This window comes from Neptunomonas sp. (genome assembly GCF_016744175.1).
Classification (GTDB): domain Bacteria; phylum Pseudomonadota; class Gammaproteobacteria; order Pseudomonadales; family Balneatricaceae; genus Neptunomonas.
On record NZ_JADGEV010000008.1, the window covers coordinates 92,000 to 116,685 of the forward strand.

At 42.1% G+C, this 24,686-nt stretch carries 23 protein-coding genes; 9 read left to right on the forward strand and 14 right to left on the reverse strand.

Going from position 1 to position 24,686, the window contains the following annotated elements; all coding sequences use genetic code 11:
* Positions 1 to 31: 31 nt before the first annotated feature.
* Together QZZ55_RS05425 and phaC are read left to right on the forward strand one after the other, a co-directional pair.
* Entirely contained in the window at positions 32 to 1,024 is a 993-nt protein-coding gene (locus QZZ55_RS05425; RefSeq protein WP_293266127.1) for a poly(R)-hydroxyalkanoic acid synthase subunit PhaE, read from the forward strand.
* Complete coding sequence (phaC, locus tag QZZ55_RS05430) at positions 1,011 to 2,081, forward strand: class III poly(R)-hydroxyalkanoic acid synthase subunit PhaC (RefSeq protein WP_293266129.1); 1,071 nt, start codon at positions 1,011 to 1,013, stop codon at positions 2,079 to 2,081. The genes QZZ55_RS05425 and phaC overlap by 14 nt, the downstream gene beginning before the upstream one ends.
* A 41-nt stretch (positions 2,082 to 2,122) precedes the next feature.
* On the opposite strand, the gene phaR is transcribed toward phaC, so the two are convergent.
* From phaR to QZZ55_RS05480, 10 genes are all read right to left on the reverse strand, one after another.
* Positions 2,123 to 2,629 carry a polyhydroxyalkanoate synthesis repressor PhaR gene (gene phaR, locus QZZ55_RS05435; protein WP_293266131.1) on the reverse strand — a complete coding sequence of 169 codons (507 nt, stop codon included), beginning with the start codon at positions 2,627 to 2,629 and terminating at the stop codon, positions 2,123 to 2,125.
* 46 nt (positions 2,630 to 2,675) lie between these two features.
* The gene (locus QZZ55_RS05440; RefSeq protein WP_293266133.1) at positions 2,676 to 2,930 is read right to left on the reverse strand and encodes a DUF6489 family protein; all 255 of its coding nucleotides are present in this window, start codon (positions 2,928 to 2,930) and stop codon (positions 2,676 to 2,678) included.
* 82 nt (positions 2,931 to 3,012) lie between these two features.
* Positions 3,013 to 4,164, reverse strand: coding sequence for an MFS transporter (locus QZZ55_RS05445; RefSeq protein ID WP_293266135.1), 1,152 nt, complete (start codon positions 4,162 to 4,164; stop codon positions 3,013 to 3,015).
* 16 nt (positions 4,165 to 4,180) lie between these two features.
* Entirely contained in the window at positions 4,181 to 6,493 is a 2,313-nt protein-coding gene (locus tag QZZ55_RS05450; RefSeq protein ID WP_293266137.1) for an EAL domain-containing protein, read from the reverse strand.
* Entirely contained in the window at positions 6,480 to 7,514 is a 1,035-nt protein-coding gene (locus tag QZZ55_RS05455; RefSeq protein WP_293266138.1) for a spermidine/putrescine ABC transporter substrate-binding protein, read from the reverse strand. Before QZZ55_RS05455 ends, QZZ55_RS05450 begins: the two co-directional genes overlap by 14 nt.
* A gap of 142 nt (positions 7,515 to 7,656) precedes the next feature.
* A complete protein-coding gene (gene serS / locus QZZ55_RS05460) occupies positions 7,657 to 8,931 on the reverse strand; it encodes a serine--tRNA ligase (protein ID WP_293266139.1) in 1,275 nt (424 codons plus the stop codon).
* A 20-nt stretch (positions 8,932 to 8,951) separates the two neighbouring features.
* Positions 8,952 to 9,323, reverse strand: coding sequence for a fluoride efflux transporter CrcB (gene crcB, locus QZZ55_RS05465; RefSeq protein WP_293266140.1), 372 nt, complete (start codon positions 9,321 to 9,323; stop codon positions 8,952 to 8,954).
* A gap of 3 nt (positions 9,324 to 9,326) precedes the next feature.
* A complete protein-coding gene (locus QZZ55_RS05470; RefSeq protein WP_293266142.1) occupies positions 9,327 to 10,676 on the reverse strand; it encodes a replication-associated recombination protein A in 1,350 nt (449 codons plus the stop codon).
* Positions 10,676 to 11,317: an outer membrane lipoprotein chaperone LolA gene (gene lolA, locus QZZ55_RS05475; protein ID WP_293266143.1), complete on the reverse strand. Its 642-nt coding sequence runs from the start codon at positions 11,315 to 11,317 to the stop codon at positions 10,676 to 10,678. Before lolA ends, QZZ55_RS05470 begins: the two co-directional genes overlap by 1 nt.
* Positions 11,318 to 11,351: 34 nt before the next feature.
* Positions 11,352 to 13,955, reverse strand: a complete 2,604-nt coding sequence (locus QZZ55_RS05480; RefSeq protein WP_293266144.1) for a DNA translocase FtsK — start codon at positions 13,953 to 13,955, stop codon at positions 11,352 to 11,354.
* Between the two features lie 212 nt (positions 13,956 to 14,167).
* Here QZZ55_RS05480 and QZZ55_RS05485 point away from each other — a divergent pair, with 212 nt between their 5' ends.
* The 5 genes from QZZ55_RS05485 (at position 14,168) to infA (ending at position 17,858) form a co-directional block, all read left to right on the forward strand.
* Positions 14,168 to 14,998: a CZB domain-containing protein gene (locus tag QZZ55_RS05485; RefSeq protein ID WP_293266146.1), complete on the forward strand. Its 831-nt coding sequence runs from the start codon at positions 14,168 to 14,170 to the stop codon at positions 14,996 to 14,998.
* A gap of 75 nt (positions 14,999 to 15,073) precedes the next feature.
* Complete coding sequence (gene trxB, locus QZZ55_RS05490) at positions 15,074 to 16,030, forward strand: thioredoxin-disulfide reductase (RefSeq protein WP_293266148.1); 957 nt, start codon at positions 15,074 to 15,076, stop codon at positions 16,028 to 16,030.
* A gap of 74 nt (positions 16,031 to 16,104) precedes the next feature.
* Positions 16,105 to 16,818: a leucyl/phenylalanyl-tRNA--protein transferase gene (aat, locus tag QZZ55_RS05495; RefSeq protein ID WP_293266150.1), complete on the forward strand. Its 714-nt coding sequence runs from the start codon at positions 16,105 to 16,107 to the stop codon at positions 16,816 to 16,818.
* Positions 16,818 to 17,531 carry an arginyltransferase gene (locus QZZ55_RS05500; protein ID WP_293266152.1) on the forward strand — a complete coding sequence of 238 codons (714 nt, stop codon included), beginning with the start codon at positions 16,818 to 16,820 and terminating at the stop codon, positions 17,529 to 17,531. Before aat ends, QZZ55_RS05500 begins: the two co-directional genes overlap by 1 nt.
* A 108-nt stretch (positions 17,532 to 17,639) precedes the next feature.
* A complete protein-coding gene (infA, locus tag QZZ55_RS05505; protein ID WP_293266154.1) occupies positions 17,640 to 17,858 on the forward strand; it encodes a translation initiation factor IF-1 in 219 nt (72 codons plus the stop codon).
* 66 nt (positions 17,859 to 17,924) lie between these two features.
* Here infA and clpA read toward each other — a convergent pair whose 3' ends face one another.
* A complete protein-coding gene (clpA, locus tag QZZ55_RS05510) occupies positions 17,925 to 20,180 on the reverse strand; it encodes an ATP-dependent Clp protease ATP-binding subunit ClpA (RefSeq protein WP_293266156.1) in 2,256 nt (751 codons plus the stop codon).
* A 13-nt stretch (positions 20,181 to 20,193) separates the two neighbouring features.
* Positions 20,194 to 20,562 (reverse strand): ATP-dependent Clp protease adapter ClpS, encoded by a 369-nt coding sequence (clpS, locus tag QZZ55_RS05515; RefSeq protein WP_293266158.1) that lies wholly within the window; start codon positions 20,560 to 20,562, stop codon positions 20,194 to 20,196.
* A gap of 226 nt (positions 20,563 to 20,788) precedes the next feature.
* On the opposite strand from clpS, the gene QZZ55_RS05520 reads away from it, so the two are divergent.
* Complete coding sequence (locus tag QZZ55_RS05520; RefSeq protein ID WP_293266160.1) at positions 20,789 to 21,016, forward strand: cold shock domain-containing protein; 228 nt, start codon at positions 20,789 to 20,791, stop codon at positions 21,014 to 21,016.
* Positions 21,017 to 21,100: 84 nt separating this feature from the next.
* Here the strand turns inward: QZZ55_RS05520 and icd are convergent, their stop codons facing one another.
* Positions 21,101 to 22,357 (reverse strand): NADP-dependent isocitrate dehydrogenase, encoded by a 1,257-nt coding sequence (icd, locus tag QZZ55_RS05525; protein WP_293266162.1) that lies wholly within the window; start codon positions 22,355 to 22,357, stop codon positions 21,101 to 21,103.
* Between the two features lie 123 nt (positions 22,358 to 22,480).
* Here icd and QZZ55_RS05530 point away from each other — a divergent pair, with 123 nt between their 5' ends.
* Positions 22,481 to 23,122: a pseudouridine synthase gene (locus tag QZZ55_RS05530; RefSeq protein ID WP_293266164.1), complete on the forward strand. Its 642-nt coding sequence runs from the start codon at positions 22,481 to 22,483 to the stop codon at positions 23,120 to 23,122.
* A 170-nt stretch (positions 23,123 to 23,292) separates the two neighbouring features.
* Here the strand turns inward: QZZ55_RS05530 and QZZ55_RS05535 are convergent, their stop codons facing one another.
* The gene (locus tag QZZ55_RS05535) at positions 23,293 to 24,498 is read right to left on the reverse strand and encodes an OprD family outer membrane porin (RefSeq protein WP_293266166.1); all 1,206 of its coding nucleotides are present in this window, start codon (positions 24,496 to 24,498) and stop codon (positions 23,293 to 23,295) included.
* Positions 24,499 to 24,686: the final 188 nt, after the last annotated feature.

Here is a 24,686-nt window from a genome sequence, read left to right on the forward strand (position 1 = left end):
CTATTTATTATGTATGATTTGAGGTAGACGCGTGCCTAGTGAGAAAAACGACCCCATGCAGGCACTACTCCAACAGCAGCAAGCTCTATTCAAAGAATGGATTAAAGAGCATGCAACACACGACGAGCCCGAAAAGACTCCGCCTCATTATGAATCACGAGATATGGCGCGTGTTTCAGCTATTCTTGCGACACAGACCACTGAATTTTTGCAGTTTGGGAAAACAGTACTAGAACAACACAACAATAAATCACTGAAGAACATCATAGAATCTCCTTTGACTCATTTCCGTGATTTTGTTCAACAGCAAACGGGAGAAGCGCTACTCAAACAATGGGAGCTTCCCGAAAACGTTGCAGCATTATTTAAAACACATAGTTTTCATGATGACATTCTGTTTGAAAATCCCTATTTAAGCGGCTTAAAAAGCTTACTTAATACACCCTCCATTGGGACAAGCCATGAGTTCCAAAAAAACACGCGCGATGGTATTAAACACTTACTCGAATACCAAGATGCTCTAACCGAATATATTGAGCAATATAGTCAGATAAACATTCAGGCTAGCGAAAAGATGATGCTAGCGTTAGCCGAAGGTGAGGATATTGTTGAAACACTCGGAGCACTCCATAATCTCTGGGTTAACTGCTATGAGACAGCTTATTCTGAGTGTCTTTATACTCAACAGTACCAAAAAAGCCATGGTAGAGTCTCAAATGCACTTATGTGCCTGCGCAAGTATGCTCAGGACATGCGCGATATTCAATTTGAGGCCATAGGACTAGCAACACGCAAAGGCTTAGATACAGCGCTACAACGCCAACATGCTCTGCGCAAAGAGATCCGTAGAATAAATAGATCTCTTGAAGATGTGAAAGAAGCTCAGAGCCAAACATTAATCTCTGAGTTAAAAAATACTGTTCAGCAGCTATCCTTAGACGTTCTCTCTCTTAAACAGGAATTATCTGAGCTAAAGTCGCCAGCATCAATTAAAAACGGAGCTAGCACCGATGAAAAACCTTAAGCTCGATCCCAACAAGATCCAACACGAGCTCATAGACTTAGAGAAAAAACTTCAAGATAGTTATAAAACCTTACAAAAAATTCCTGAGATTGATGTTGCGCAATCTAAAGGAAAAGAAATATTTTCTCAGGATAAGCTTAAGCTTTTATACTTTCCAGGAAATAACAAAGCAATAAAGCGCTGCACAACGCCCTTATTAATCACATACGCTCTTGTTAACCGCTGGTATATGATTGATTTACAACCCGATAAATCATTATTAAAAGCACTTAATGAACTCGGCCTAGATATTTACATTATTGATTGGGGCTACCCCGGCCCAGAAGACCGATTTACCGATCTCGACGATTATATAAATGAGTATATTAATAACTGTGTAAACCAAGTTTGTAAGCATGCACAAGTAAAGAAAACCAATATTCTCGGTATATGTCAGGGCGGTACTTTAAGCCTTTGCTATGCAGCCATTCATGGTGAAAAAATCAAAAACCTCATCACCATGGTTACTCCCGTAGACTTTCAAACAAAAACAAACCTGCTGAGTTTATTAGCACGATCAGTTGATGTGGACTTAGCCGTATCTACCTATGGCAATATCCCCGGTGAAATGCTCAATGATTCTTATAATTCACTAATGCCTATGCGCTTGGGTATTCAAAAAAATCTAGGCATGCCTAATCAACTCGACACAACAGATAGTGCCTTGAATTTTTTACGTATGGAGAAGTGGATTTATGATAGCCCAGATCAAGCAGGCGAAGCTTTCAGAGAATTTATTAAATGGTTCTTTCAAGAGAATCGCTTAATTAAAAATCAGCTCAGTATCGGCGAATACTCAGTTAGGTTAGCCAACATCACACAACCTGTACTAAACATATATGGGACATATGACCATTTAGTTCCGCCTGAGGCATCTACTGCATTAGGAAAATATGTTGGAAGCGATGACTATCAAGAAGCAGAGATAAATGCAGGTCATATTGGTGTGTTCGTGAGCGGAAAGTCGCAAGCTATCGTTCCAGAAAAAATCAATAGCTGGCTTTTAGACAGAGACTAGAGAAAGTCACATCTCTCTCCAATCTCTACATATATATTGTTTTACTTTCCAGACTTTTTATCTGAAGTATCAGTAGGATCTTTCGTTTCATTTTCAGAATGTGCAGCTGCACTATCCCCAGGCATTTCACCCGGTTTAAACATATTCCACACAGCCATGTTTCGATCCGCAATACTATTCATCATAGTAAGAGGATTCGCGACTCCCATCATGGTTTGCATTTGCTCTTTGATGCGGTCTTGGTGCTCAAGAAACGAAGCAATACTCTGTTCCAAGTACTGGCTCATCATGCCTTGCATGCTGTCGCCATAAAAACGAATAAGCTGCTGCAACACTTGATTTGTTAGCAGTGTTCCGTGCCCATCTCCTTCTTGCTCACTAATAATTTGAAGAAGAATATTTCGAGTCAGATCATTACCTGTTTTCGAATCGAGAACTTGAAATGCTTCGCTGCTTAAGACTAGTTCTTTAACATCTTCAAGGGTGACATAACAACTGCGTGAAGTGTCATAAAGGCGTCGATTGGTGTATTTTCGAAGAATTCGCAACGTGTTATCTCTCTATTTACTACATGATTATTTCGATAAGTAGTGATTAGCTTTTCTTATTGTCTGATGACCCATAACCCTGCATCATATTCAGTATTAACTTCTGCATTGATTCCATCGAGCCAACACTGTTAGTGATGTAGGGTTTAAGCAATGTAAGCGGATCATAACCTTCTGCTCCCGCGTCCATTTGCTCTCTAACTTTTTTAATCATTTCATCCTGAAGTGATGCTACATCAGGAAGCCCCATAACTTGACGCAACTCACTCGGCGTCATCTCAACATCTACTTTAAAATTCATGTCATAACCCTTTGTTATGCCGCAGAATACAAGACTCCACTTCACTATATAGCGATACTTACCGCAGTGCAAAATATTAGCATCAATTTTGCTGCACTTTTTCCGGATGAACCCATACATATGCCAGCACGATAGCCACAAGAGAAACAACAGCAGCCACACTAAATGTCATCATAGAACCATAACTATCCCAAAGCAGACCCGCAGCTACAGCCCCAGCTGTTCCACCGACACCAAAACCAACACTCGAGAACAATGCCTGACCCCGGCCCTGCATCTTTTCAGGAAAATAACAGTGCACTAATGAGATACCAACAGCATGCAAACTACCGAATGTTGCAGCATGAAGCAGTTGAGCAAGAATAACTAGCAACAGATTTTCTGGCCAAAAAGCGAGTACAGTCCAGCGAACAACACATAAGGCCAAACTTAAAAGCATAATTAACCGGAGCCCAATTTTCGCTATCATGGTATGCATAAAAATAAAAACGACTATTTCAGCAACAACACCTAACGACCACAACATGCCGATTTCAGCACGTGTGTATTCAAGCTTTTGCATCATTAAACTAAAGAAAGTGTAATAAGGCCCGTGTGAAAACTGAACCAATAAGGTAATCACAAAAAAAGCCATGATGTGGGGCTTTAAAATGATATCCATAAATTTATGGCTTTGCGATGACTCATCTACCATAGGCTTTTTAACTTCTGGAATCAGTAGGGAGTTTAGCCATATCAAAAACATTAAGATGAACAGTATATTAGGAACCCAGCTGACAGAGATATAATCTAAAGCATAACCCACCAGCAAGACCGCAAAAATAAATCCAATAGATCCCCATAAGCGCACTCGGCTGTATTTCGCTTGCTGAGACCCCAGGTGATTTAGGGTTACTACTTCAAATTGAGGTAATACTGCATTCCAAAAAAAACTATATCCCAACATTACAAGCGCTATACCTATTGCGCTTTCTTGCCAAAACATTGCTATAAAGACAACCCACGTCAAAAAAGATCCTACTCGGATCACTCTTAACCTTTGCCCTGTTTTATCTGCAATCCACCCCCATAAAGCAGGTGCAAAAATACGTGATAGATGCAATGTAGCCATCAAGTAGCCGATGGTCTTAGCATCAAAATCTAATGATTTCAGATATAAAGACCAATAAGGGATCATCGCCCCTAAAAGAGCAAAGTAAAAAAAGTAGAAACCTGATAAACGTATGTACGGCAATGTGATAACCGAAAAATCAATAGTGAGAAAGCAACATCTCAAGAGACATTGGCTCTGTATAATACGGACCTTGCAAACGCTTGCAACCTGCCTCCTTGAATGTATTTACTTGGTCATCACTTTCAACACCTTTAGCCGTTACCTCAAGACCTTGTACTTTGCAGAACTCAATGAGTGCGATTGCTTTTTCTTTTCTTCCCTGAACAAGTAAGCTAGAAACAAAAATTTTGTCCAACTTAACTATCTCAACTGGATACTCTATTAACTGCATAATCGAAGTAAACCCTGCTCCGAAATCAACTAGCGCCAGCTTAAAGCCCAAATCTTTTAACAAAAATAATAAACCTATTTCATCCTTCATTTTATCCATATCAAATATTTCAGTGATTTCAATCTCAAAATTCTGTGGGTTGATCTTATACTTAGCTATTAACTGAGATATGACTTTTATAAATGATTTAGACACCAACTGAACAGCTGATACTTTAAAACTAATCCGCAGTGCTCCACCAAAATGGTCGATAAGCGCCCTTGAGTCTTTAAAAACACGCTCAACTACCCAAATATCAATTTTTTCATACTGACTGCTGCCTTCCGCAATCGGTAGAAACTCTGAAGGCAACACGTTTCCTAGTACAGGGGAGTTCCAACGAATACCTGCTTCAACACTACAAATCGTTTCTTTCTCATCGACATTAAAAGCAGGCATATACACGAGCTCTAGCTCTGATGCATTAAGATGTTTCATTCCAAACTCAACAGCATACTTTCGACGAGACTTGTCAGCCAGCTCCTCCGAGTAAAAGGAAATTTGGTTCTTGCCTGCTTTTTTTGCTTCATACATTGCGGCATCAGCGTTGTTAACTAACTCATCTGTACTTACACCGTCGTCTGGATAAACAGCCACACCAATACTCAAAGAAACCGGAAAAACCCCTTCGTCACATGTAAAACCGTGTTCACAGATCTCAAGTATTCTATTCGCAAGACCACTAGCGTCTAGTTCATCTTTTAACCCAGAGGTAACCACCGCAAATTCATCACCTGCTAGCCTGGCAGAGGTATCATTAACACCAAATTGAGGAGCAACTTGGTCAGATGCCCTAACCACTAAACTTAAACGCTCAGCAAACTCTTTAAGCAATAAGTCCCCCATGGTATGACCGTAGGTATCATTCACAAATTTAAAATTATCGATATCAATGTAATAAATTGCTGTTCTTGTACCGCTGAGCTCAGACCTTTTAAGCATTTTTTCAACGGCGTTATGAAACATGCGCCGATTATGTAATTTAGTGAGTGTATCTTTTTCTGCCAGCTCTTTCGTTAAACGATAGGACTGGTCTAGAGAATCATACAAACGGCTAAACGCTCTGCTCAACCGACCCACCTCATCTTCTGCAACGGAAGCCACAAACCCATCGCCTCCCTCAAGCCTCACATTAGAAAGCTCTTTTTCAAGTGTACGAATAGGCCCTGTTATGTAACGCTGAATGAGGTATATAAGTGACAAATAACTCAAAACTGCAATTAATACAAAACTAAGAAAAAGACTGAGTTTAAGTTTGTTCAGTTTTTCAGCTAGCAACTTCTCAGGCACCCCCAAAGATAATGACCCAAAAGCCACGGGGGAATGTATTACTAAATATTCACCAGAATGATGGTCACCCGAGTGTTCCTCATCAAACCACTGATACACCAAGCCTTCAGACATGTGATCCTTTATTTTATTATCAAATAAAGAAGGGTTTACCTCCACTACAATAGCGATAGAGGAATCAATGGAAAAATCAATGGGTGTTTTAAAAGTATTTTGATCGATTATTCGAATGAACAACATATGTGTTCCACCCAAAGTATCATAAACCTCTGCCCATCCTGATTGATTAGAATCGAAGACTTCTCTAGCTTTTTTTATTTGATAATTACTGATATAAGAAAACGGGTCGATGCTATTTTCATAGTAATATTCAACTTTTCCTTGAGGCCTTATAAGCGCCACAGAAAAGTAATCTGATGAAAGAGAATTAAGCTCTCTAATAGAGTTAGCTAAGCCCTTTTCAAGAGCAAGGGCCTTAAATTGCTTATCTTGGCTTGAAAAATAATTTTGTAAACTACTGCTGTAAAGCAATGAATCGATAAAGCCCTCAGCCACATTCGTATACTTTTCAAAAAGGCCAGTGAGTTCTGCTACCTGAAGACTGAGAGTTCGCTCTTCTAAAGCAATGATGGATTTTTTTTGGGTATTATATACACCGATAACAGCAATCATATACCCAACAATTAGTACGGGTAAAATCAACAGGCTGATGCGTTTATTGAGAGTCACGATACTTCATCGCTGCATTAATAATTCTGTGGCGCAGAGTCATGTTAGCATCCGAAATAATTCGGTAAGTATGACTTTTTTCCAGAATTTCATTGGCCGGGTAGATGCTCTTATCGCTCAGAACATCTTCAGAAATTAATTTCAACGCTCGCTTATTGGGGGTGGCTGTACCTATCCATTCACTATTTTCAGCCGCACTGACAGGCTCGTTAATAAATTCTAAAAATTGTAAAGCCAATTCCTTCTTTGATGACCATTCCATGATTGAAAAACAGTCCATCCAAATAGCTGAACCTTCAGCAGGGTATACAAACTCCCAAACTTCACTCTGACTCATTTCATTTAATGTAAAGTGATCTCCGGAATACCCAAGAGCCATATATACCTGCTCTCTGGCTTGTTTCTCATACGTCAGTGCATAGCCATAACCTAAAAGCGAAGGCGCTTGGTTTTTCAAATGAGAGAAAGCCGCTTTAAGCTCACTTTTATCCTCGGTATTTACGCTGTTACCTTCGAGTAATAAAGGCGCTACGAGAGAATCCACAGCGTCTTCAAGCATCACTACATGACCATGATACTTTCTGTCAGAATAAAGCAGATGCACCCATGAAGTAGGTGCAGGTATCACTTTTTCTTTATTGTAAACAATACCCAACGCACCCCATTGATAAGGCAAACCAAAGTTACCGCAACTTTCTTTCCATTGGGCATCGATATCCACTAATGATGGAAGGTTACCAAGAGATAAAGCATGTATTTTGTTATTCTTACCAAATAGTTGCGAACTAATGCTATCAAACACAGCCAAGTCAAAACCTTTCCCGCTATCTGACCCTAAAACCTCATCGCGGCTTTCATCACTATCATAATAAACCAAATTCACCGTATGCCCCGTTGTCTCCTCCCACTTATCGATTAATTCCGGCGAGATATAGTCTTCCCATATATAGATTTTGAGTTCATCAGAAATACTTATTGATGACCACAGGCACAGTACGAGTAACGATATGATTCTTTTCATAAAAAAAGCAATTTTGAATGGATGTGCATAAGCTACCAGCGTAAATAGTGTATTAACTAAAGACCACTGACTTAAGAATAGACTAAATAATTGAAATTTGACCAACAGCATTTATGCTATTGGTCAAAAAAATACCACTTATTTATAGCTCTGTAACACCGCCCATATAGGGAAGAAGTGCTTCAGGTACGATAATGCGACCATCAGCTGTTTGATAGTTTTCTAAAACAGCTACCAACGTACGCCCAATGGCTAAGCCTGAGCCGTTTAACGTATGTAACAACTCAGGTTTACCCGTTTCAGGATTTCTCCAGCGGGCTTTCAAACGACGAGCTTGAAAATCCGTCATATTAGATACGGATGAAATTTCACGGAACTTGTCCTGACCTGGTAGCCATACTTCCAAATCATAAGTTTTAGCCGCACCAAAACCAAGATCTCCACCACACAAAGCCACCACTCGATACGGCAAGTTAAGCTTCTGTAGAATGGCTTCGGCATGCTGTGTCATCGCCTCAAGAGTATCCCAAGACGTTGACGGCTCAACAATTTGCACCATTTCAACCTTTTCAAATTGATGCTGGCGAATCATGCCGCGCGTGTCTTTTCCGGACGCCCCTGCTTCAGAACGAAAACAAGGAGTGTGTGCGGTATACTTGATCGGCAACTGAGCAGCGTCGACAATTTCATCACGAACAATATTGGTAACCGGTACTTCTGCTGTTGGTATCAAGTAAAACTGACGATCGCCAAACGGAACCTTAAACAGATCTTCACCAAATTTAGGTAATTGTCCCGTTCCTTTTAAGCTATCTTCATTGACCATGTAAGGTACATAAGCTTCGGTGTAGCCGTGCTCTGACGTTTGTACATCCAACATAAACTGAATCAATGCACGATGCATTCGAGCCATTTTACCCGTCATCAACGCGAAACGAGAGCCCGTTATTTTAGCAGCCGTTTCAAAATCTAAACCACCATTACTCTCACCCAATGCCACATGATCTAACGGACCAAAATCTAATTCGCGTGGTGTACCCCAACGACGAACTTCTACATTGTCATCTTCACTATCCCCTACAGGAACAGACGCATCAGGTAAGTTAGGCACACCAAGTAGAATATTGTCTAGGTCAGCAGCTATCTCACCTAATTTACGCTTTGCTTCATCTAGCTGGTCACCCAAATTTTGGACTTCTGCTAATAGAGGCTGAATATCTTCACCCGACGCTTTGGCTTTACCAATTTGCTTTGAGCGAGTATTGCGTTCGTTTTGTAAGTTCTCGCTGAGAATTTGAGCTTCACGACGCAAAGCTTCTAACTCATTAAAGCGAGCAACAGGAAAAATATACTTTTTCTTTACAAGCTGTTCAGCGACAGCTTCAGGGTTCTCTCGAACAATTTTTGAATCTAACATGAGTTTTTAAGCAACCTTATTTAAAACAGGCGGGTGATCCATATACCAGCTGACAGAGCAGCAATGCACATCAAAACACTTAATAATACATAAATTAATGCGGACATTATATGTCCTTCCTGCACCAGCGCCACTGTCTCTAGAGAGAAAGATGAAAAAGTTGTAAACGCTCCCAGAAAACCAACCATTAATAGCGGTCTTAACTCTGGTGATAAACGCGTTTTCTCCATGATGAGAACAAATAATATCCCCATTACCAATGAGCCAAGTACATTGCACGCCAAGGTTCCAATAGGCAATTTATCTGCTTTATCATTAAGAGCTCCCGCTAGCCAAAAACGACTTGCCGCTCCCAAAGCTCCTCCTACGGCGACTGCTAGGATAGTTTGCATACCTTATCCTTTCTTCTGATACCTTTTTATTGAACTTTGCGCGTCCAGCATACCAAGCTGTTGAAGTTTAGCACTTATTTTCTGCTCAAGACCACGGTCAGAGGGCTGATAATAACGACGAGATGCAATCTCTTCGGGAACATATTTTTCCCCTGCTGCGTATGCGTTGGGCTCATCATGCGCATATCTATACTCTTCACCATAACCAAGATCTTTCATTAATGATGTAGGCGCATTACGTAAGTGAACAGGGACGGCGTAATCAGGGTCGTTTCGTATTTGTGCCCGACACTGATTGAAAGCCATGTACACAGCATTACTTTTAGGGGCACTCGCACAATAAATAGCAGCTTGCGCTATAGCCCTCTCTCCTTCAGCAGGGCCAACTCTCTCAAAGGCATCCCATGCAGACAAGGCCACTTGCATAGCACGAGGGTCAGCGTTGCCTATATCTTCAGAAGCAATCGCAACCAACCTGCGTGCAATATAAAGAGGGTCACACCCGCCTTCTAGCATTCGACAATACCAGTATAGAGCACCATCAGGAGAAGACCCTCGTACGGACTTATGGAATGCTGAAATCATGTCATAAAAAATATCGCCCTGCTTATCATATCGGCGACCACTCGTTTGTAGTACCTCCTTTAAAGCAGCCTGAGGTATTTTTTCTACTCCGTTATCAGAAACGGCTAAATCAACAGCTATTTCCAGTAAATTCAAAGCGCGACGAGCATCACCATCAGCAGCCCGTGCTAATTGCTCTAACGTATCTTCCTCAAATTCAAGAGGGTGGTCACCCAAACCTTTATCTGAGTCATTTAACGCCTGCTGAAGAACCACCAAAGACTCGTCATCACTCAAGTTACGCAACAGATAGACACGCGCACGTGACAACAAAGCATTATTTAACTCAAAGGAAGGGTTTTCAGTCGTCGCTCCGATAAATAGAAAAGTACCATCCTCGATATAAGGCAAAAAAGCATCTTGCTGAGATTTATTAAAACGATGCACCTCATCAACAAACAGAATAACTTTGCATTGCCGAGAAGCCCTAACTTGTTTCGCCTCATCTACCGCTGCCCTAATCTCTTTAACACCCGATAAAACAGCTGAAAGCGTCATAAAATGCGCATCACAGGTATGCGCAATAATTTTAGCTAATGTTGTTTTACCAACACCGGGAGGGCCCCAAAATATCATGGAATGTAATGCGCCCTGTTCTATTGCTTGGCGCAGAGGCTTTCCTGCTGCTAATAAATGAGACTGACCTACATACCCATCCAAACTCGTTGGCCGCATTCTTGCAGCCAATGGTTGATAACTAGGCCTGACGTCATCAAAAAGATCGCTCATCAGGCCTCATCGCTCACAATGACATCAGTACCTTCAGGCGGCGTAAATTTAAAAAGAGATTCATCCATAGACTCATTAATGACAGAGTTTCTTAATAAAATGGTGGTTTGCTGTCCCAGCACATCCTGCAACATCAGTTCAGACATCACCCCGTCTGTAAAAAACAGACGAATCCGCTGAAAGCTACTATTTTCATCTTTAGGTAGCAGCTCAAACAGCTGTTCATTTTTTTGATTAATCGGTAGAAAAATCTCAAACTTTTCAGCCAATTCCGCCACATTGCCATTTAAGATCAATGCAGCACCGTTTGTTTCCTGAGGGTCAACAGGTTTACGCGTTGCTTGCTCTAAATCGGGGTCATAAATCCAGATGTGTTCGCCATCGCTTACAATCAATTGAGGATATGGGCTTAATGTTTCCCAGCGAAAGAGTCCCGGACGAGCAATTTTCATTGAGCCTTTAGAAACGTGGGCTGTATTGCTCTGGTCATTTCGCGTGACTTGCTCAAAATTCGCACTAAAACGATCGTAGCCTTTTAGCACTTTATTTAAAGCGTCTGTTGGTGTGGATATATCGGCCTGAACCAGCGCCGGCATAATAGCCAAAGACAATATCGCACACAATTTATATAATCTTTTCATTCTTAACCTTATCTATTAACTATCTCGAAACCCACTAGCCACGAACAGGAGGGGGCGCCAGCACTTCACGCTGGCCATTAGACCCTGCTTCAGTAACAACACCCGCCGCTTCCATTGTCTCTATCATTCGGGCTGCCCGGTTATAACCAATCTTCATTTTGCGTTGAACACTTGATATGGATGCTTTGCGTGTTTCCGTAATAAAAGCAACTGCCTCATCATAAAGAGGGTCTTGCTCATCATCAAAGGCTCCGCCTGATGCGCTCCCTCCTTCCGCCCCTGAATCACTCAATACGGCATCAATATAGACGGGAGCCCCTACTTGTTTCCACGCTTCTACGACACGATGCACCTCATCGTCTCCAACAAACGCACCATGCACACGGTTAGGGACACTCGTCCCAGCGGGCAGATACAACATATCGCCATTACCTAGTAAATTTTCAGCACCGGCTTGGTCCAATATAGTTCGTGAATCAATTTTAGAAGAGACTTGAAACGCAATTCGCGTCGGAACATTCGCCTTTATTAGCCCGGTAATAACATCAACAGAAGGTCTTTGCGTCGCTAAAATCAGGTGTATGCCTGCTGCTCGTGCTTTCTGAGCAATACGAGCAATAAGTTCTTCTACTTTTTTGCCCACAATCATCATCATGTCAGCAAATTCATCAATTACGACAACAATATACGGTAAAGTTTCCAGAGCGGGCGCGGGAGTTCCAAAGGGCTCGCCATGCTCTTCAGCATTCCAAAGCGGATCAAGTAACGGCTTACCCTGCTGTTCTGCCGCTTTAACCTTGTCATTAAAACCTGCAAGATTACGCACGCCCATTTTTGCCATCAAGCGATAACGGCGCTCCATTTCACCCACACACCAACGTAAGCCTCCTGCGGCTTCTTTCATGTCCGTGATAACAGGGGTTAATAGATGAGGTATTCCTTCATATATAGAAAGCTCCAGCATCTTAGGATCAACCATCATCAATCTTACTTCTTGTGGTGTCGCCTTAAACAACAGACTCAAAATCATGGCATTTACGCCAACCGACTTCCCTGAGCCGGTTGTTCCTGCAACCAATAGATGTGGCATTTTTGCAAGATTTGCTACCACAGGATTTCCAGCAATATCATTACCCAGTCCAAGTGTTAGACGAGATGATGCTTCTTTATAAGGTTTAGAATTAAGCACCTCACTTAAACGCACCATTTGACGACTGGCATTGGGAATTTCAATACCCATAACCGATTTTCCAGGAATAACTTCAACAACACGCACACTAGATATGGCTAAAGAACGCGCCAGATCTTTTGCCAAATTAGTAATTTTACTGGCCTTAACACCAGGCGCAGGCTGAATTTCAAAACGCGTAATGACGGGCCCTGGATTCACCTCTACGACCTCTGCGATAACACCGAAGTCCTTTAGCTTACTTTCTAGAAGACGCGACATATCTTCTAGTTCTTCTTCGGAATAGCCATGATCAGCTTGCAATTCAGGAGGATCTAATAAATCTAAAGAGGGAATCGTACGTAAAGAGCGAACAGGCCGGCGCTCCTTATTCTGTGCGTTATTGTCTTGGTCATCATTTTGAATAGGTTGGTGGGCTTCGGCCAACGGAACTATTTTAAGTTCTTTTTTAGGTTCTTTAGACAAAGCCGTAGGGATCTGGTCAGTATTACTTTGAACTGTAACCGTCGGTATTTCCATTTCATCATCAGGTTTTAGAACTCTATCTCTAATAGGTAATGAAGATTTCTCTGCTTCTTGCTGAGAAGGTACCGGCACAACTATATTTGTCACAAGAGGCGGCTCTACTTTAGCCTGCTCTACCCCCGACATTTTGTGTTGCTCAGGATCAGATAGTGCCTCTCCCCTCTCATCAGCAGCACTATTAAACTTAGGTTCAAAGCGCTCTCGCATATGTTCTTTTATTGATGTATTCGCCGTATTCACATCATTAAAAAACGCATTCTCAGCATCACTTTGTGCATCTACATCGTCTCGATTTCTCTTAGGACTCAAGAGTGTAGATATACTACGATATGTATTTAGGATCCGCCCGCCAATGTTATTTTGGATATCATCCCAAGAAAGCTCCATGTAAAAAGTACAACCGATCCCCGCAGCAGTAATTAATAGTACGGAACTCCCTAACAAACTAAACCAAGATACCATCCAATCAGATAGTGCCTGTCCAACAATCCCGCCACTGGTAAATGGAAAATCTAACGCGTTATTGGAGAGATGAATCGATGCTAAAGCACATAACGAAGCCATTAATAGCAATATGCCAAATGCTCTTAACATCACAAAAGGTAGGCCATCCAATAAAGACACCTCTTTTCTCACCATAAAGCGTACGGCAGGAATAATGATAATAATGGGTAGAAGCCATGCCGCAACTCCAAGAAAAGAAAACAGCACATCAGTCATCCATGCACCAAACACACCTGTCCAGTTACTCACACCAGGGTGATAGCCAAGATGCGACCAACCTGGATCCTTAGGGTGATAGCCAAGCATGCCTAAAAACATGTAAGTACAAGTCATGACAATTAAAAATAAAACACAGACTTTTAGCACGCGCGCTAGTAGCTCAGAAAAAGCATAGGGGCTTGTTGGGAGCTTATTTTTCACTCATATTCCTTTTAATTTTATATACTTACTGCAAACATTAAAAATAACATAATTAAGCCAACTACTCTGTAAGCTCCTAGAAGATTCAAGGCACTCACAACATAGTTAGCAATTTGCTAATTAATTTAGATTAGCTATTGTCATGCGAATAACACGCTATAGTTAGTCTTGTTGTGATAATTTTTCATTCAATACCATCAGAGGTTATAGACATGAGTTTAACAAATCTGTTTCAAAACAACTCACGTGTATTAACTTTTACCATTGCGAATAGCCATTTTGGCATAGATGCATGCAATATCCTCTCTTTTTCAGATGAGTATAAACAGATCCAACTTGCCAGTAATGAGCAGCACCCTAGCTTTTTAGGCTATCTGGATTACCGAGATACACTTGTTAATGTTTATGATAGTGCGACATTGCTTAACAGAAAACGAAACTGGGATGATAAAAGCCAACTAATCGCTGAGATCACTACCCACAAGCAATCACACATCGACTGGGTGGAGGCTCTAGAGCACGCACTCCTTTCTGGGGAAGCGTTTACTCATTCACGTGACCCAAAGCTTTGCGCTTTTGGGAAATGGATGTCTAACTTCAACACGCAAGCTTCTGATCTTCAAGAAATTCTACGAAAGATAGATGAGCCGCATCAACTCATCCATAATATTGCCGACTCACTCCTTGAACTAAGAGAGCAAGGAGAATCTCAAAGAGCATTACGCTTGCTCTCAATTGAAAAAGGTACAACCCTGCGAAAACTAGTCCGGGCTTTAGACCAAATAATAGAGATACTCAAACGAGACATACACCCTGTTATTATTCACCTCACCTTTGATGGAAAGAGCCCGTGTTTTTCATTAGCATTAGATGAAGTGGATGACATCATAGACTATGAAGCAGCGAACCTTGATACCCACAGTATAGAGACACTTAATCATGAGCCGCTCAAAGGTTATCTAAAGCACAACTCAGGACAGCGCTATATGATGTTATGCATTGAGAAGTTATCAGCAGAAATCAGAAAAATAACTCCTATTTAGGATTGTATTTCTAAAGCAGCCCCCCCATCATCTTTTAATACAACACAGACACGTATCAGTTTAAGGCAAGTATTCATGAGCGAAACACAACACCACAAACTTCTTATTCTCGGTTCTGGCCCTGCCGGATACACCGCTGCAATCTACGCAGCACGCGCCAACCTTAACCCTGTTGTTATCACAGGCATGGAAGCAGGCGGGCAGTTAACAACAACAACCGACGTTGATAACTGGCCTGGAGATGTGCAGGGCGTTCAAGGCCCAGAACTTATGCAGCGTATGCAACAGCATGCTGAACGCTTTGATACCACGGTTCTGTTTGATCATATACATACGGTAGATGTACAAAACCGACCTTTTACTCTAACCGGAGATATGGGTGTATATACCTGTGATGCTCTGATTATTTGTACGGGTGCCTCAGCGCAATATCTCGGCCTTGACTCTGAAGAAGCCTTCAAAGGCAAGGGCGTAAGCGCCTGCGCAACTTGCGATGGTTTTTTCTATCGCGGGCAAAAAGTAGCTGTTATTGGCGGGGGTAATACCGCTGTCGAAGAAGCACTTTATTTATCAAACATTGCTGATGAAGTAACGCTTATTCATCGCCGCGACTCCTTGCGCTCTGAAAAAATACTTCAAGACAAACTGTTTGACCGTGCTAAAAACGGCAACATCAATATCATCTGGAATCATCAGCTTGATGAAGTGCTCGGTGATGACACCGGGGTAACAGGGCTACGTATTAGCAGTACAGATGGCAGCACGACTCAAGATTTAGACTTGGCAGGTGTATTTATCGCCATTGGCCACAAACCTAACACTAGCATATTCGAAGGCCAGCTTGAGATGAGCAATGGCTACCTGAAAATCCAATCCGGATTAGAAGGAAAAGCAACGCAGACCAGCGTAGAAGGCGTATTTGCTGCTGGCGATGTATGTGATCACATATACCGTCAAGCAATCACTTCTGCAGGCTTTGGCTGCATGGCAGCACTCGATGCTGAACGCTACTTAGATGATTTGGCCAAATAACGGCATAGGTAGCCAACTCAATAACAATAACAGACCAAAAGCCTCTCGCTTTTGGTCTTTTTTGAACACTTCGTATGATTCCTTGGCTGCATCCAACTAAACTAGTATTTCCTGATACCAGCACGGCGCTACAGGAGCCTGACGGCCTGCTAGCAGCAGGCGGCGACCTCTCTCCTGAACGTTTAGTCGCTGCTTACAAAAACGGTATTTTTCCCTGGTTCAGCGAAGATGACCCCATTCTTTGGTGGAGCCCTGACCCGCGCTGCGTATTATTCCCAGAACAAATTCACATTTCTCGCAGCATGCGAAAGCACCTTAAAAAATGCCATTACCACGTTACATTTGATAAGGCCTTCACTGAGGTTATCCAAGCCTGCGCCAGCACTCGTGAAGATTCGACGGGCACTTGGATTTCTCCACAAATGCAAAAAGCCTACACCCAGCTTCACCAACAAGGCTTTGCTCACTCTGTAGAGGTTTGGGAAAATGATCGATTAGTTGGTGGCCTGTATGGACTAGGCATAGGAAAACTGTTCTTTGGAGAGTCCATGTTCAGCTTTCAAGTAAACGCTTCAAAAATTGCCTTTATTGCGCTCTGCAAACAATTACATGTCTGGGGCTACCCTCTAATTGACTGCCAGGTACATAATGACCATCTGGAAAGCTTAGGGGCCACAGTCATTCCCCGAGATGACTTTATCCATTACATTAGACAATATATAGATAAAGAAACGCACCATCATTGGAGTTTCGATAAGCACAACGCAACATTGGGCAATGAAGACTAATGACAGAGCTAAAAGAGTTACATTTTTTTGCTACGCCAGAACATAATTGCAGCTACATAGAAGGCTACAAGGCAAAAACTTTATTTGTCGACCCGCACACAAGCATATCTGTGAATGCTTTTAGCCAACTATCCAACTTGGGTTTTCGGCGCAGTGGAAAGCATATTTATCGCCCTCATTGTGATAATTGCCAAGCCTGCATCTCTGTCAGAGTTCCCGTAGATTTGTTTAGCCCAAACAAAACTCAACGCCGTATCATGAACAAAAATAAAGATCTCATTGTCAAAAAGGCAGCGCCTCACTACAGCGATACATACTTTCAACTTTATTCTGATTATATTTCACAGCGCCATGCCGATGGTGACATGTACCCTCCTAATAAAGAACAATTTATCAATTTCCTTATTGAAGGCGAGCAACCCTGCGATTTCCTAGAATTCTATTTAGAAGATCGATTAACTGGTGTCGCTGTCACCGACCAACTCGTCCAAGGATTGTCTGCCACCTATACTTTTTTTGATCCAGATCCTGATTTACAAAAACGAAGCTTAGGGACATTCGCTATTCTTTGGCAAATTGAAGAGTGTCGCCGGCTTAACCTTGAATACCTATATATGGGGTATTGGGTACAGTCTTGTCGCAAAATGAAGTATAAAATCGCCTATCGTCCATTAGAGTTTCTCATCGACGGGCAATGGATTCTCATTAGATAACAATAAAAGAGCCAATACTCTTTGATATCCTTAGATAATTCAGGCAGAATACTGCGCTCTGATAATAGGACATTGTTCGAAATCAGCCCTTTCACAGGTAGGTAACGAATGGCTAAAGAAGAAAGCATTGAAATGGAAGGTACCGTGGTTGACACGCTACCAAACACCATGTTTCGCGTAGAGCTTGAGAATGGTCACGTAGTTACCGCTCATATCTCTGGCAAAATGCGTAAAAACTACATCCGTATTTTGACGGGTGATAAAGTAAAAGTTGAACTAACACCATACGATTTGACCAAAGGCCGCATCGTATATCGTGCCCGTTAGTACAATCGATCCGGTTTAACAGTTAACACTGCTAAAACCAGATCCGAAAGTTCCACAGTGGCAGCCTTAGGCTGCCACTGTTACATTTAATACAACCTCATTATTCTCATCCACTGATACCTGCACTTCTCCACCCTCTTCTGCAAGATCACCGAATAGAATCATTTCAGCTAGCGGCTTTTTAAGCTTCTCTTGAATCAGACGTTTCATTGGACGAGCGCCCATTTTTTCATCATAGCCATGCTCACCCAACCAATTCCGTGCATCATCATTAACATGCAAGACCACCTTTTTATCATCAAGCTGCGCTTGAAGCTCAGTTAAGAACTTATCAACCACACCCATAATAATATTAGGCGACAGTGCTTTAAATTGAATCACTGCATCAAGACGATTTCGAAACTCAGGAGAGAACAAACGCTTGATCGCTTCCATACCATCTGTTGAGTGATCTTGATGAGAGAACCCAATTGAAGGACGACTCATTGCATCAGCACCGGCATTGGTTGTCATAACCAATATCACATTACGAAAATCCGCTTTGCGACCGTTATTATCAGTCAATGTACCGTTATCCATCACCTGCAGAAGAATGTTGAATACTTCAGGGTGAGCTTTTTCAATCTCATCCAGCAACAACACGCAATGCGGTGATTTAGTCACAGCTTCTGTTAATAGACCACCTTGGTCATAACCAACGTACCCAGGAGGCGCACCAATTAAGCGAGATACGGTATGACGCTCCATATACTCGGACATATCAAAGCGAATGAGCTCAATGCCTAGAATACGAGCCAACTGAGTTGTTACTTCCGTTTTACCAACCCCAGTAGGCCCAGAGAATAAGAAATTTCCTACCGGCTTATGCGGATCGTTCAAACCAGCACGCGACAAACGAATAGCTGACGACAAAGAAGAGATGGCCTCTTCTTGGCCTAATACAACCATTTTCAGGTTTGTATCAAGTTTTTTAAGCTGCTCTTTATCAGATACCGAGACAGTTTTAGGCGGTATGCGCGCAATCTTAGCAACAACCGACTCAACTTCATGAACATCAATAATCGGAGTGCGTTCATCTTCGTTCAACAAGCGCTGGTAAGCACCTGCCTCATCAATAACATCAATAGCCTTATCAGGCATATGTTTATCATTAATATAGCGATCAGCAAGCTCTGAAGCGGCCCTTAGTGCCTCATCGGTATATTCAATCTCGTGATGCTGTTCGAATTTTTTTCGCAAGCCGCACAAAATCTCATACGTTTCCTGAACACTAGGCTCCAGCACATCTACTTTTTGGAAGCGTCTTGCTAAAGCACGATCTTTCTCGAAAATACTTCTGAATTCTTGAAAAGTCGTCGAACCAATACAGCGAAGATCACCTGAACTCAATAATGGTTTCAATAGATTCGAAGCATCCATAGAACCACCTGATGCAGCCCCCGCTCCAATAATCGTGTGAATTTCATCAATAAAAAGAATCGCATTGTCTTTAACTTTTACTTCGTTTAGCAAAGCTTTCAGGCGTTTTTCAAAATCACCGCGATATTTAGTACCCGCCAACAGAGCACCCAAATCAAGTGAATAAACAACACTGCCGTTCATTACATCAGGGATTTGCTCTTCAACGATAAGCTTAGCAAGCCCTTCGGCAATAGCCGTTTTACCAACACCCGCCTCACCAACCAATAACGGATTGTTTTTACGACGCCTAGAAAGTATCTGAATAACACGCTCAACTTCAGAACTACGCCCAATTAATGGGTCGATACGGCCCTCAGATGCCTGCTGATTAAGATTAACAGCGTATTTACTCAGTGCGCTAGGCTCACTGTTCTTGGCCGCCTCATCAGACTCTAGTAGGCCTTCTCCATCTTGATCATCTTGGCTTACCCGTGAAATGCCATGAGACAGGTAGTTCACTACATCAATGCGCTCCACGCCTTGTTGTTGCAAAACGAAAACAGCATGACTTTCCTGCTCGCTAAAAATCGCCACGACCACGTTTGCGCCAGTAACTTCATTTTTTCCAGAAGACTGAACATGAAACACAGCCCGCTGTAAAACCCGCTGAAAGCCTAAGGTAGGCTGAGTTTCCATGGCAGGAATATTTTCTGGCAGCAGCGGTGTAGTGTCTTCAATAAAAACACTTAACGCTTTACGAATGGTATCTATATCAGCTCCGCAAGCTGTTAGAACTCTGAAAGCATCTCTATTATCCAGCAGAGCTAACAACAGATGCTCAACCGTCATAAATTCATGACGACTTTCACGCGCACCTTTAAACGCAGCACTTAATGTATCTTCAAGTTCACGATTTAACATAGCTATGTCTCCGCTAAACAGCTTCTACTTCAGATAACAAAGGATGCTTATTATCTTTAGAGTATTGATTCACTTGTGCCGCTTTAGTTTCAGCAACATCACGAGAAAAAACACCACAAATCCCCTTTCCTTCATTGTGAACGGCCAACATTACTTGCGTTGCCTGCTCTTGAGTCATGTTGAAAAAGATCATTAAAACCTCAACAACAAACTCCATGGGGGTGTAATCGTCATTTAACAATAGCACACGATACATCGGTGGCTTTTTAAGCTTAGGCGCAGCCTCTTGCGTTGCCAAACTCCCATCATCAGAAAAAGGCTCATCTTCTTGCCCTCCTTCTGAGGAAAAACGAATCGAATTTTTATATCTTTGGGCCAACATGAACAATCTCTAATAAAAAAAATAATGGATAAACTTAAGAACAATTAGCGTCATCGAACCACAATGTTATACTCGATTTAAACAGGAGCGGTAAACCCACTACCAGAAGTCCCTGCAAGAACGAGTCATACCTTCTCAATACAATCATTGTAGCAGGTGTGAGCTTTGCAGTTCAGGCATACTCTCTGCAAGTAAGCCTGTAAATTAGTCAAAATTGGAGTTTGAAATGCAGACAGGGAAAGTAAAGTGGTTCAATAATGCTAAAGGGTTTGGTTTCATCATCGCTGATGAAAACCAAAATGAAGATCTCTTTGCACATTACTCAGCCATACAAGTCGAAGGATATAAAAGTTTAAAAGCTGGCCAGCCTGTTAGTTTTGAAACAACGCCAGGACCGAAAGGCCTGCATGCCGTCAATATAACGCCTCTGCAACAGCAGCAGATGGAAGCATAACTGACGAGACAAAAGCCAGTGGTAGCTAGCTGGCTTTTGTCTATATTATATTCACTTCGTATCCAGTCTATAATTGGCCAAACGCTACATACCTTGGACAACAGCATTTCCAAACTCGGATGATGTTAATAACGTGGCGCCTTTCATTAATCGTTCAAAGTCATACGTTACTGTTTTAGCATCAATGGCAGCATTCATTCCTTTTAGCACTAAATCGGCCGCTTCTATCCACCCTATATGCCGCAGCATCATTTCTGCAGATAATATTAAAGATCCCGGATTTACTTTGTCTTGTCCTGCATATTTGGGAGCCGTTCCATGAGTCGCTTCAAAAACAGCTATGCTATCGGACAAATTTGCCCCTGGCGCTATCCCAATACCTCCTACCTCTGCCGCTAAGGCATCAGACAAATAATCACCATTTAAATTTAATGTAGCAATAACATCATACTCAATAGGACGTAGTAGAATCTGTTGAAGCATAGCGTCTGCAATGACATCTTTAACAATAATATCTTTCCCTGATACGGGGTGTTTAAACACCATCCAAGGCCCACCGTTTAGTAATTCAGCACCAAATTCTTCTACAGCGAGTTCATAGCCCCACTCTTTAAAGGCACCTTCAGTAAACTTCATGATGTTGCCTTTATGCACCAACGTTAATGATTCACGATTGTTATCAATACAATACTGCAATGCTTTTCTGACTAAACGCTGAGTGCCTTCTTTAGATACTGGCTTAACACCTATACCACAATCATCTTCAAAACGTATTTGAGTAACACCCATCTCTTCGGATAAAAATTTAATGACTTTTTTAGCTTCTTTGGAGCCAGCTTTCCACTCAATCCCTGCATAAATATCTTCAGAGTTCTCCCTAAAAATCACCATATCAACATCTTCAGGCCTTAATACAGGGCTCGGTACGCCGTTAAACCACATCACCGGACGCTGACAGACATACAGGTCCAACTCTTGTCGTAATGCCACGTTTAATGAACGAATACCGCCTCCGACAGGTGTCGTCAAAGGCCCCTTTATGCCTACTACAAACTCTTTGAAAGCATCGAGTGTTTCTTCAGGCATCCATGTATCTTGATCATATAATTGAGCCGCTTTTTCACCCGCATAAACTTCCATCCAAGAAATTTTTCTCTTTCCGACATAAGCTTTTTCTACCGCAGCATCAATTACATTTATCATAGGTGGCGTAACATCTACGCCAATTCCATCTCCCGTAACAAAGGGAATAATGGGGTTTAAAGGCACATTCAGTGAATAGTCTGCATTGACAGTAATTTTCTCACCCTGAGCCGGTATTTGAATATTGCTGTATGTCATCGCTCTACTCCATTAAAAAACCATTAAATAGATTCGTAGAAACATCTGTCAGCAGGCATAATTAACGAAATCCTCCAAACTATTACGCCGCCCTACTTTACTCATACTACAGAAACAGGACCTATGTCTAATATCTTGATTATCAACAAGCCCTTTCAAGTGCTTACGCAATTTACCGATCAAGAGGGTCGCTCAACCTTGGCCGATTTTATTAAAAAGCCAGGATACTATGCAGCGGGAAGACTTGATTATGATTCAGAAGGATTGCTCATTCTGACAAATGATGGGGCACTACAACATACACTTGCACACCCCAAATTTAAGATGGAAAAAACGTATTGGGCGCAAGTAGAAGGAGACGTTACTGACAATGCTCTGGAACAGCTACGTAATGGTGTAGAATTAAAAGATGGCATTACCCGACCTGCAACAGCAAAGAGCATCCCCGAACCTAGAGTATGGCAAAGAAACCCGCCTATTCGTGAACGAAAAGAGATACCTACGAGCTGGATAGAGCTTAAAATAACCGAAGGAAAAAACCGTCAAGTCCGACGTATGACCGCCGCTGTTGGCTTTCCAACATTACGCCTAATACGATATGCCATTGGTAATTGGCGCCTAAACACTCTGCAACCCGGAGAGTTCAGAGAGGAGTCGGTAAACATTGCCCCTATTCCTAAAAACCAGCAAACGCCTTCAAGAAAAGCACACACAACACAAAACCGCTCCCCAAAATCCGGCTCACGAAAACCTCGTCATCGCTAAAAAAACAGGCGCGCCCCCCATACGTAAAGTGATGTATTACTAGTAAACAGTTTAAAAAAGGTGGAGGCAAAGCCCCCACCAAGCCTGGAAAACATAAAACACGCGGCAGATAGACATTAGATACTGAAGGGGATTCGCATCAATATCTTCTGAAACGTAATTCTGCTTTTCTATAGAACGTCAGTGCTGTAATTGATGATGAAACGAATATCATTGATACGCGGAACGACGGCATCATCGCCATCTACGCGAGCAACACGCAGCCGAAAATTTAATCCCTTAGCAGCACCACTTTGCAGAGTGTACTTCGCATCAAAATTAGTCTCGTGACGCTGCCCATCATCACCACCACTATGATCAATGCCCCATGACTCAGTATGTCGTGCCATAAGGCTCAAGCCCTTGATGTTTGGTACGTCATAATCGACCCGCGCCTGCAAAGACTGCTCATCTTTAGCATTGAAATCCAGTAGCTGAACGGCACCCCAGGTAAAAAATTGAGTGTTATCTTGCCCTCCCCATTTTTGGTCATATCCGTTATCGCCGCCAATTTTCTGATACGCCAGAGTATAAGCAAGGTTGTCTTTAGATAAGCGCGCCGTCAGCCCTGTCAAATTACTGTTATAATCACTACCGTATAAAGCGCCATCATCTTCACCACGCATATGCGTGACATCCAATAACAGATCATGACTGCCTAATTGAGTCGGATAATTAACATTTAGATAGGTTTGTTTTTGGTATTCGTCGGCGACCGCATATTGCAAATGAACACCTAAACCGTTATTGAATTTATACGTTCCCCCAACCGAGGCGATTCCATACTCACTACCGTTAGCGGAGTATTCAGTAAATTTCTCACTGTTATTATTTGACGCTTTATCCGAATAAAAAGCATAAATCTCACCAGCACCCAGCTTCAGAGTTCCGTGCACAGCCTGAGTACTAGGCGCAGATATACGTGAAGTCAGATCATTCAACAGCGGTGTCATCATAACCATTCGCCCGAGACGAACACTGCTATTTTCAGTGGGTTTTAATTTGATAAAGGCTTGCTCTAACGTGGTATAGCCCTGTCCCTCTGGCGTCAAAACATCAGAAGAATTAATAGTTTTATCACCTTCCAGCTTTGCCACATGTACAACAGATACATCAAAGCCAACCTTATCGCCCCAGAAAGGTGACGATATATCAGCACGAAATGCCTGTCCTGCTGCGATGGTATCTGGGATACCGGCACCAAAATCCCGATTCATATAAAAGGTACGCAAACCAAGATTGACCTGCATTTCATTTTCAGCCTCAGCCGCTACTACATGCCCTGCAGTGGCTGAACTTAGCGCTATTGTGGCTACCGCTATTTTTTTAAACATCATCTACATTTACCATTAATTATTTTTATTTAGTTACTCAGAGAACCCTAGCAAGGCCTTAGTGACGCCCTACACATTAAACAGCTACATCTCCATGAGGCAGATCATTTTATATGATCAAAAAATCATGAAAAGTATATATTTCCTATCATCTCCATCTATTTAACTGATAATGTAACGCCGCTAACCAA

What these genes read in the sequence shown, in the direction of transcription:
- QZZ55_RS05530 (WP_293266164.1), top strand. Translation starts at nt 22,481, where the DNA reads ATGTCTAATATCTTGATTATCAACAAGCCCTTTCAAGTGCTTACGCAA.
- lolA (WP_293266143.1), bottom strand. Translation starts at nt 11,317, where the DNA reads ATGAAAAGATTATATAAATTGTGTGCGATATTGTCTTTGGCTATTATG.
- crcB (WP_293266140.1), bottom strand. Translation starts at nt 9,323, where the DNA reads ATGCAAACTATCCTAGCAGTCGCCGTAGGAGGAGCTTTGGGAGCGGCA.
- QZZ55_RS05470 (WP_293266142.1), bottom strand. Translation starts at nt 10,676, where the DNA reads ATGAGCGATCTTTTTGATGACGTCAGGCCTAGTTATCAACCATTGGCT.
- icd (WP_293266162.1), bottom strand. Translation starts at nt 22,357, where the DNA reads ATGACATACAGCAATATTCAAATACCGGCTCAGGGTGAGAAAATTACT.
- QZZ55_RS05485 (WP_293266146.1), top strand. Translation starts at nt 14,168, where the DNA reads ATGAGTTTAACAAATCTGTTTCAAAACAACTCACGTGTATTAACTTTT.
- QZZ55_RS05535 (WP_293266166.1), bottom strand. Translation starts at nt 24,498, where the DNA reads ATGATGTTTAAAAAAATAGCGGTAGCCACAATAGCGCTAAGTTCAGCC.
- phaC (WP_293266129.1), top strand. Translation starts at nt 1,011, where the DNA reads ATGAAAAACCTTAAGCTCGATCCCAACAAGATCCAACACGAGCTCATA.
- clpS (WP_293266158.1), bottom strand. Translation starts at nt 20,562, where the DNA reads ATGTTGGCCCAAAGATATAAAAATTCGATTCGTTTTTCCTCAGAAGGA.
- trxB (WP_293266148.1), top strand. Translation starts at nt 15,074, where the DNA reads ATGAGCGAAACACAACACCACAAACTTCTTATTCTCGGTTCTGGCCCT.
- QZZ55_RS05440 (WP_293266133.1), bottom strand. Translation starts at nt 2,930, where the DNA reads ATGAATTTTAAAGTAGATGTTGAGATGACGCCGAGTGAGTTGCGTCAA.
- clpA (WP_293266156.1), bottom strand. Translation starts at nt 20,180, where the DNA reads ATGTTAAATCGTGAACTTGAAGATACATTAAGTGCTGCGTTTAAAGGT.
- QZZ55_RS05520 (WP_293266160.1), top strand. Translation starts at nt 20,789, where the DNA reads ATGCAGACAGGGAAAGTAAAGTGGTTCAATAATGCTAAAGGGTTTGGT.
- QZZ55_RS05455 (WP_293266138.1), bottom strand. Translation starts at nt 7,514, where the DNA reads ATGAAAAGAATCATATCGTTACTCGTACTGTGCCTGTGGTCATCAATA.
- infA (WP_293266154.1), top strand. Translation starts at nt 17,640, where the DNA reads ATGGCTAAAGAAGAAAGCATTGAAATGGAAGGTACCGTGGTTGACACG.
- QZZ55_RS05500 (WP_293266152.1), top strand. Translation starts at nt 16,818, where the DNA reads ATGACAGAGCTAAAAGAGTTACATTTTTTTGCTACGCCAGAACATAAT.
- serS (WP_293266139.1), bottom strand. Translation starts at nt 8,931, where the DNA reads ATGTTAGATTCAAAAATTGTTCGAGAGAACCCTGAAGCTGTCGCTGAA.
- aat (WP_293266150.1), top strand. Translation starts at nt 16,105, where the DNA reads ATGATTCCTTGGCTGCATCCAACTAAACTAGTATTTCCTGATACCAGC.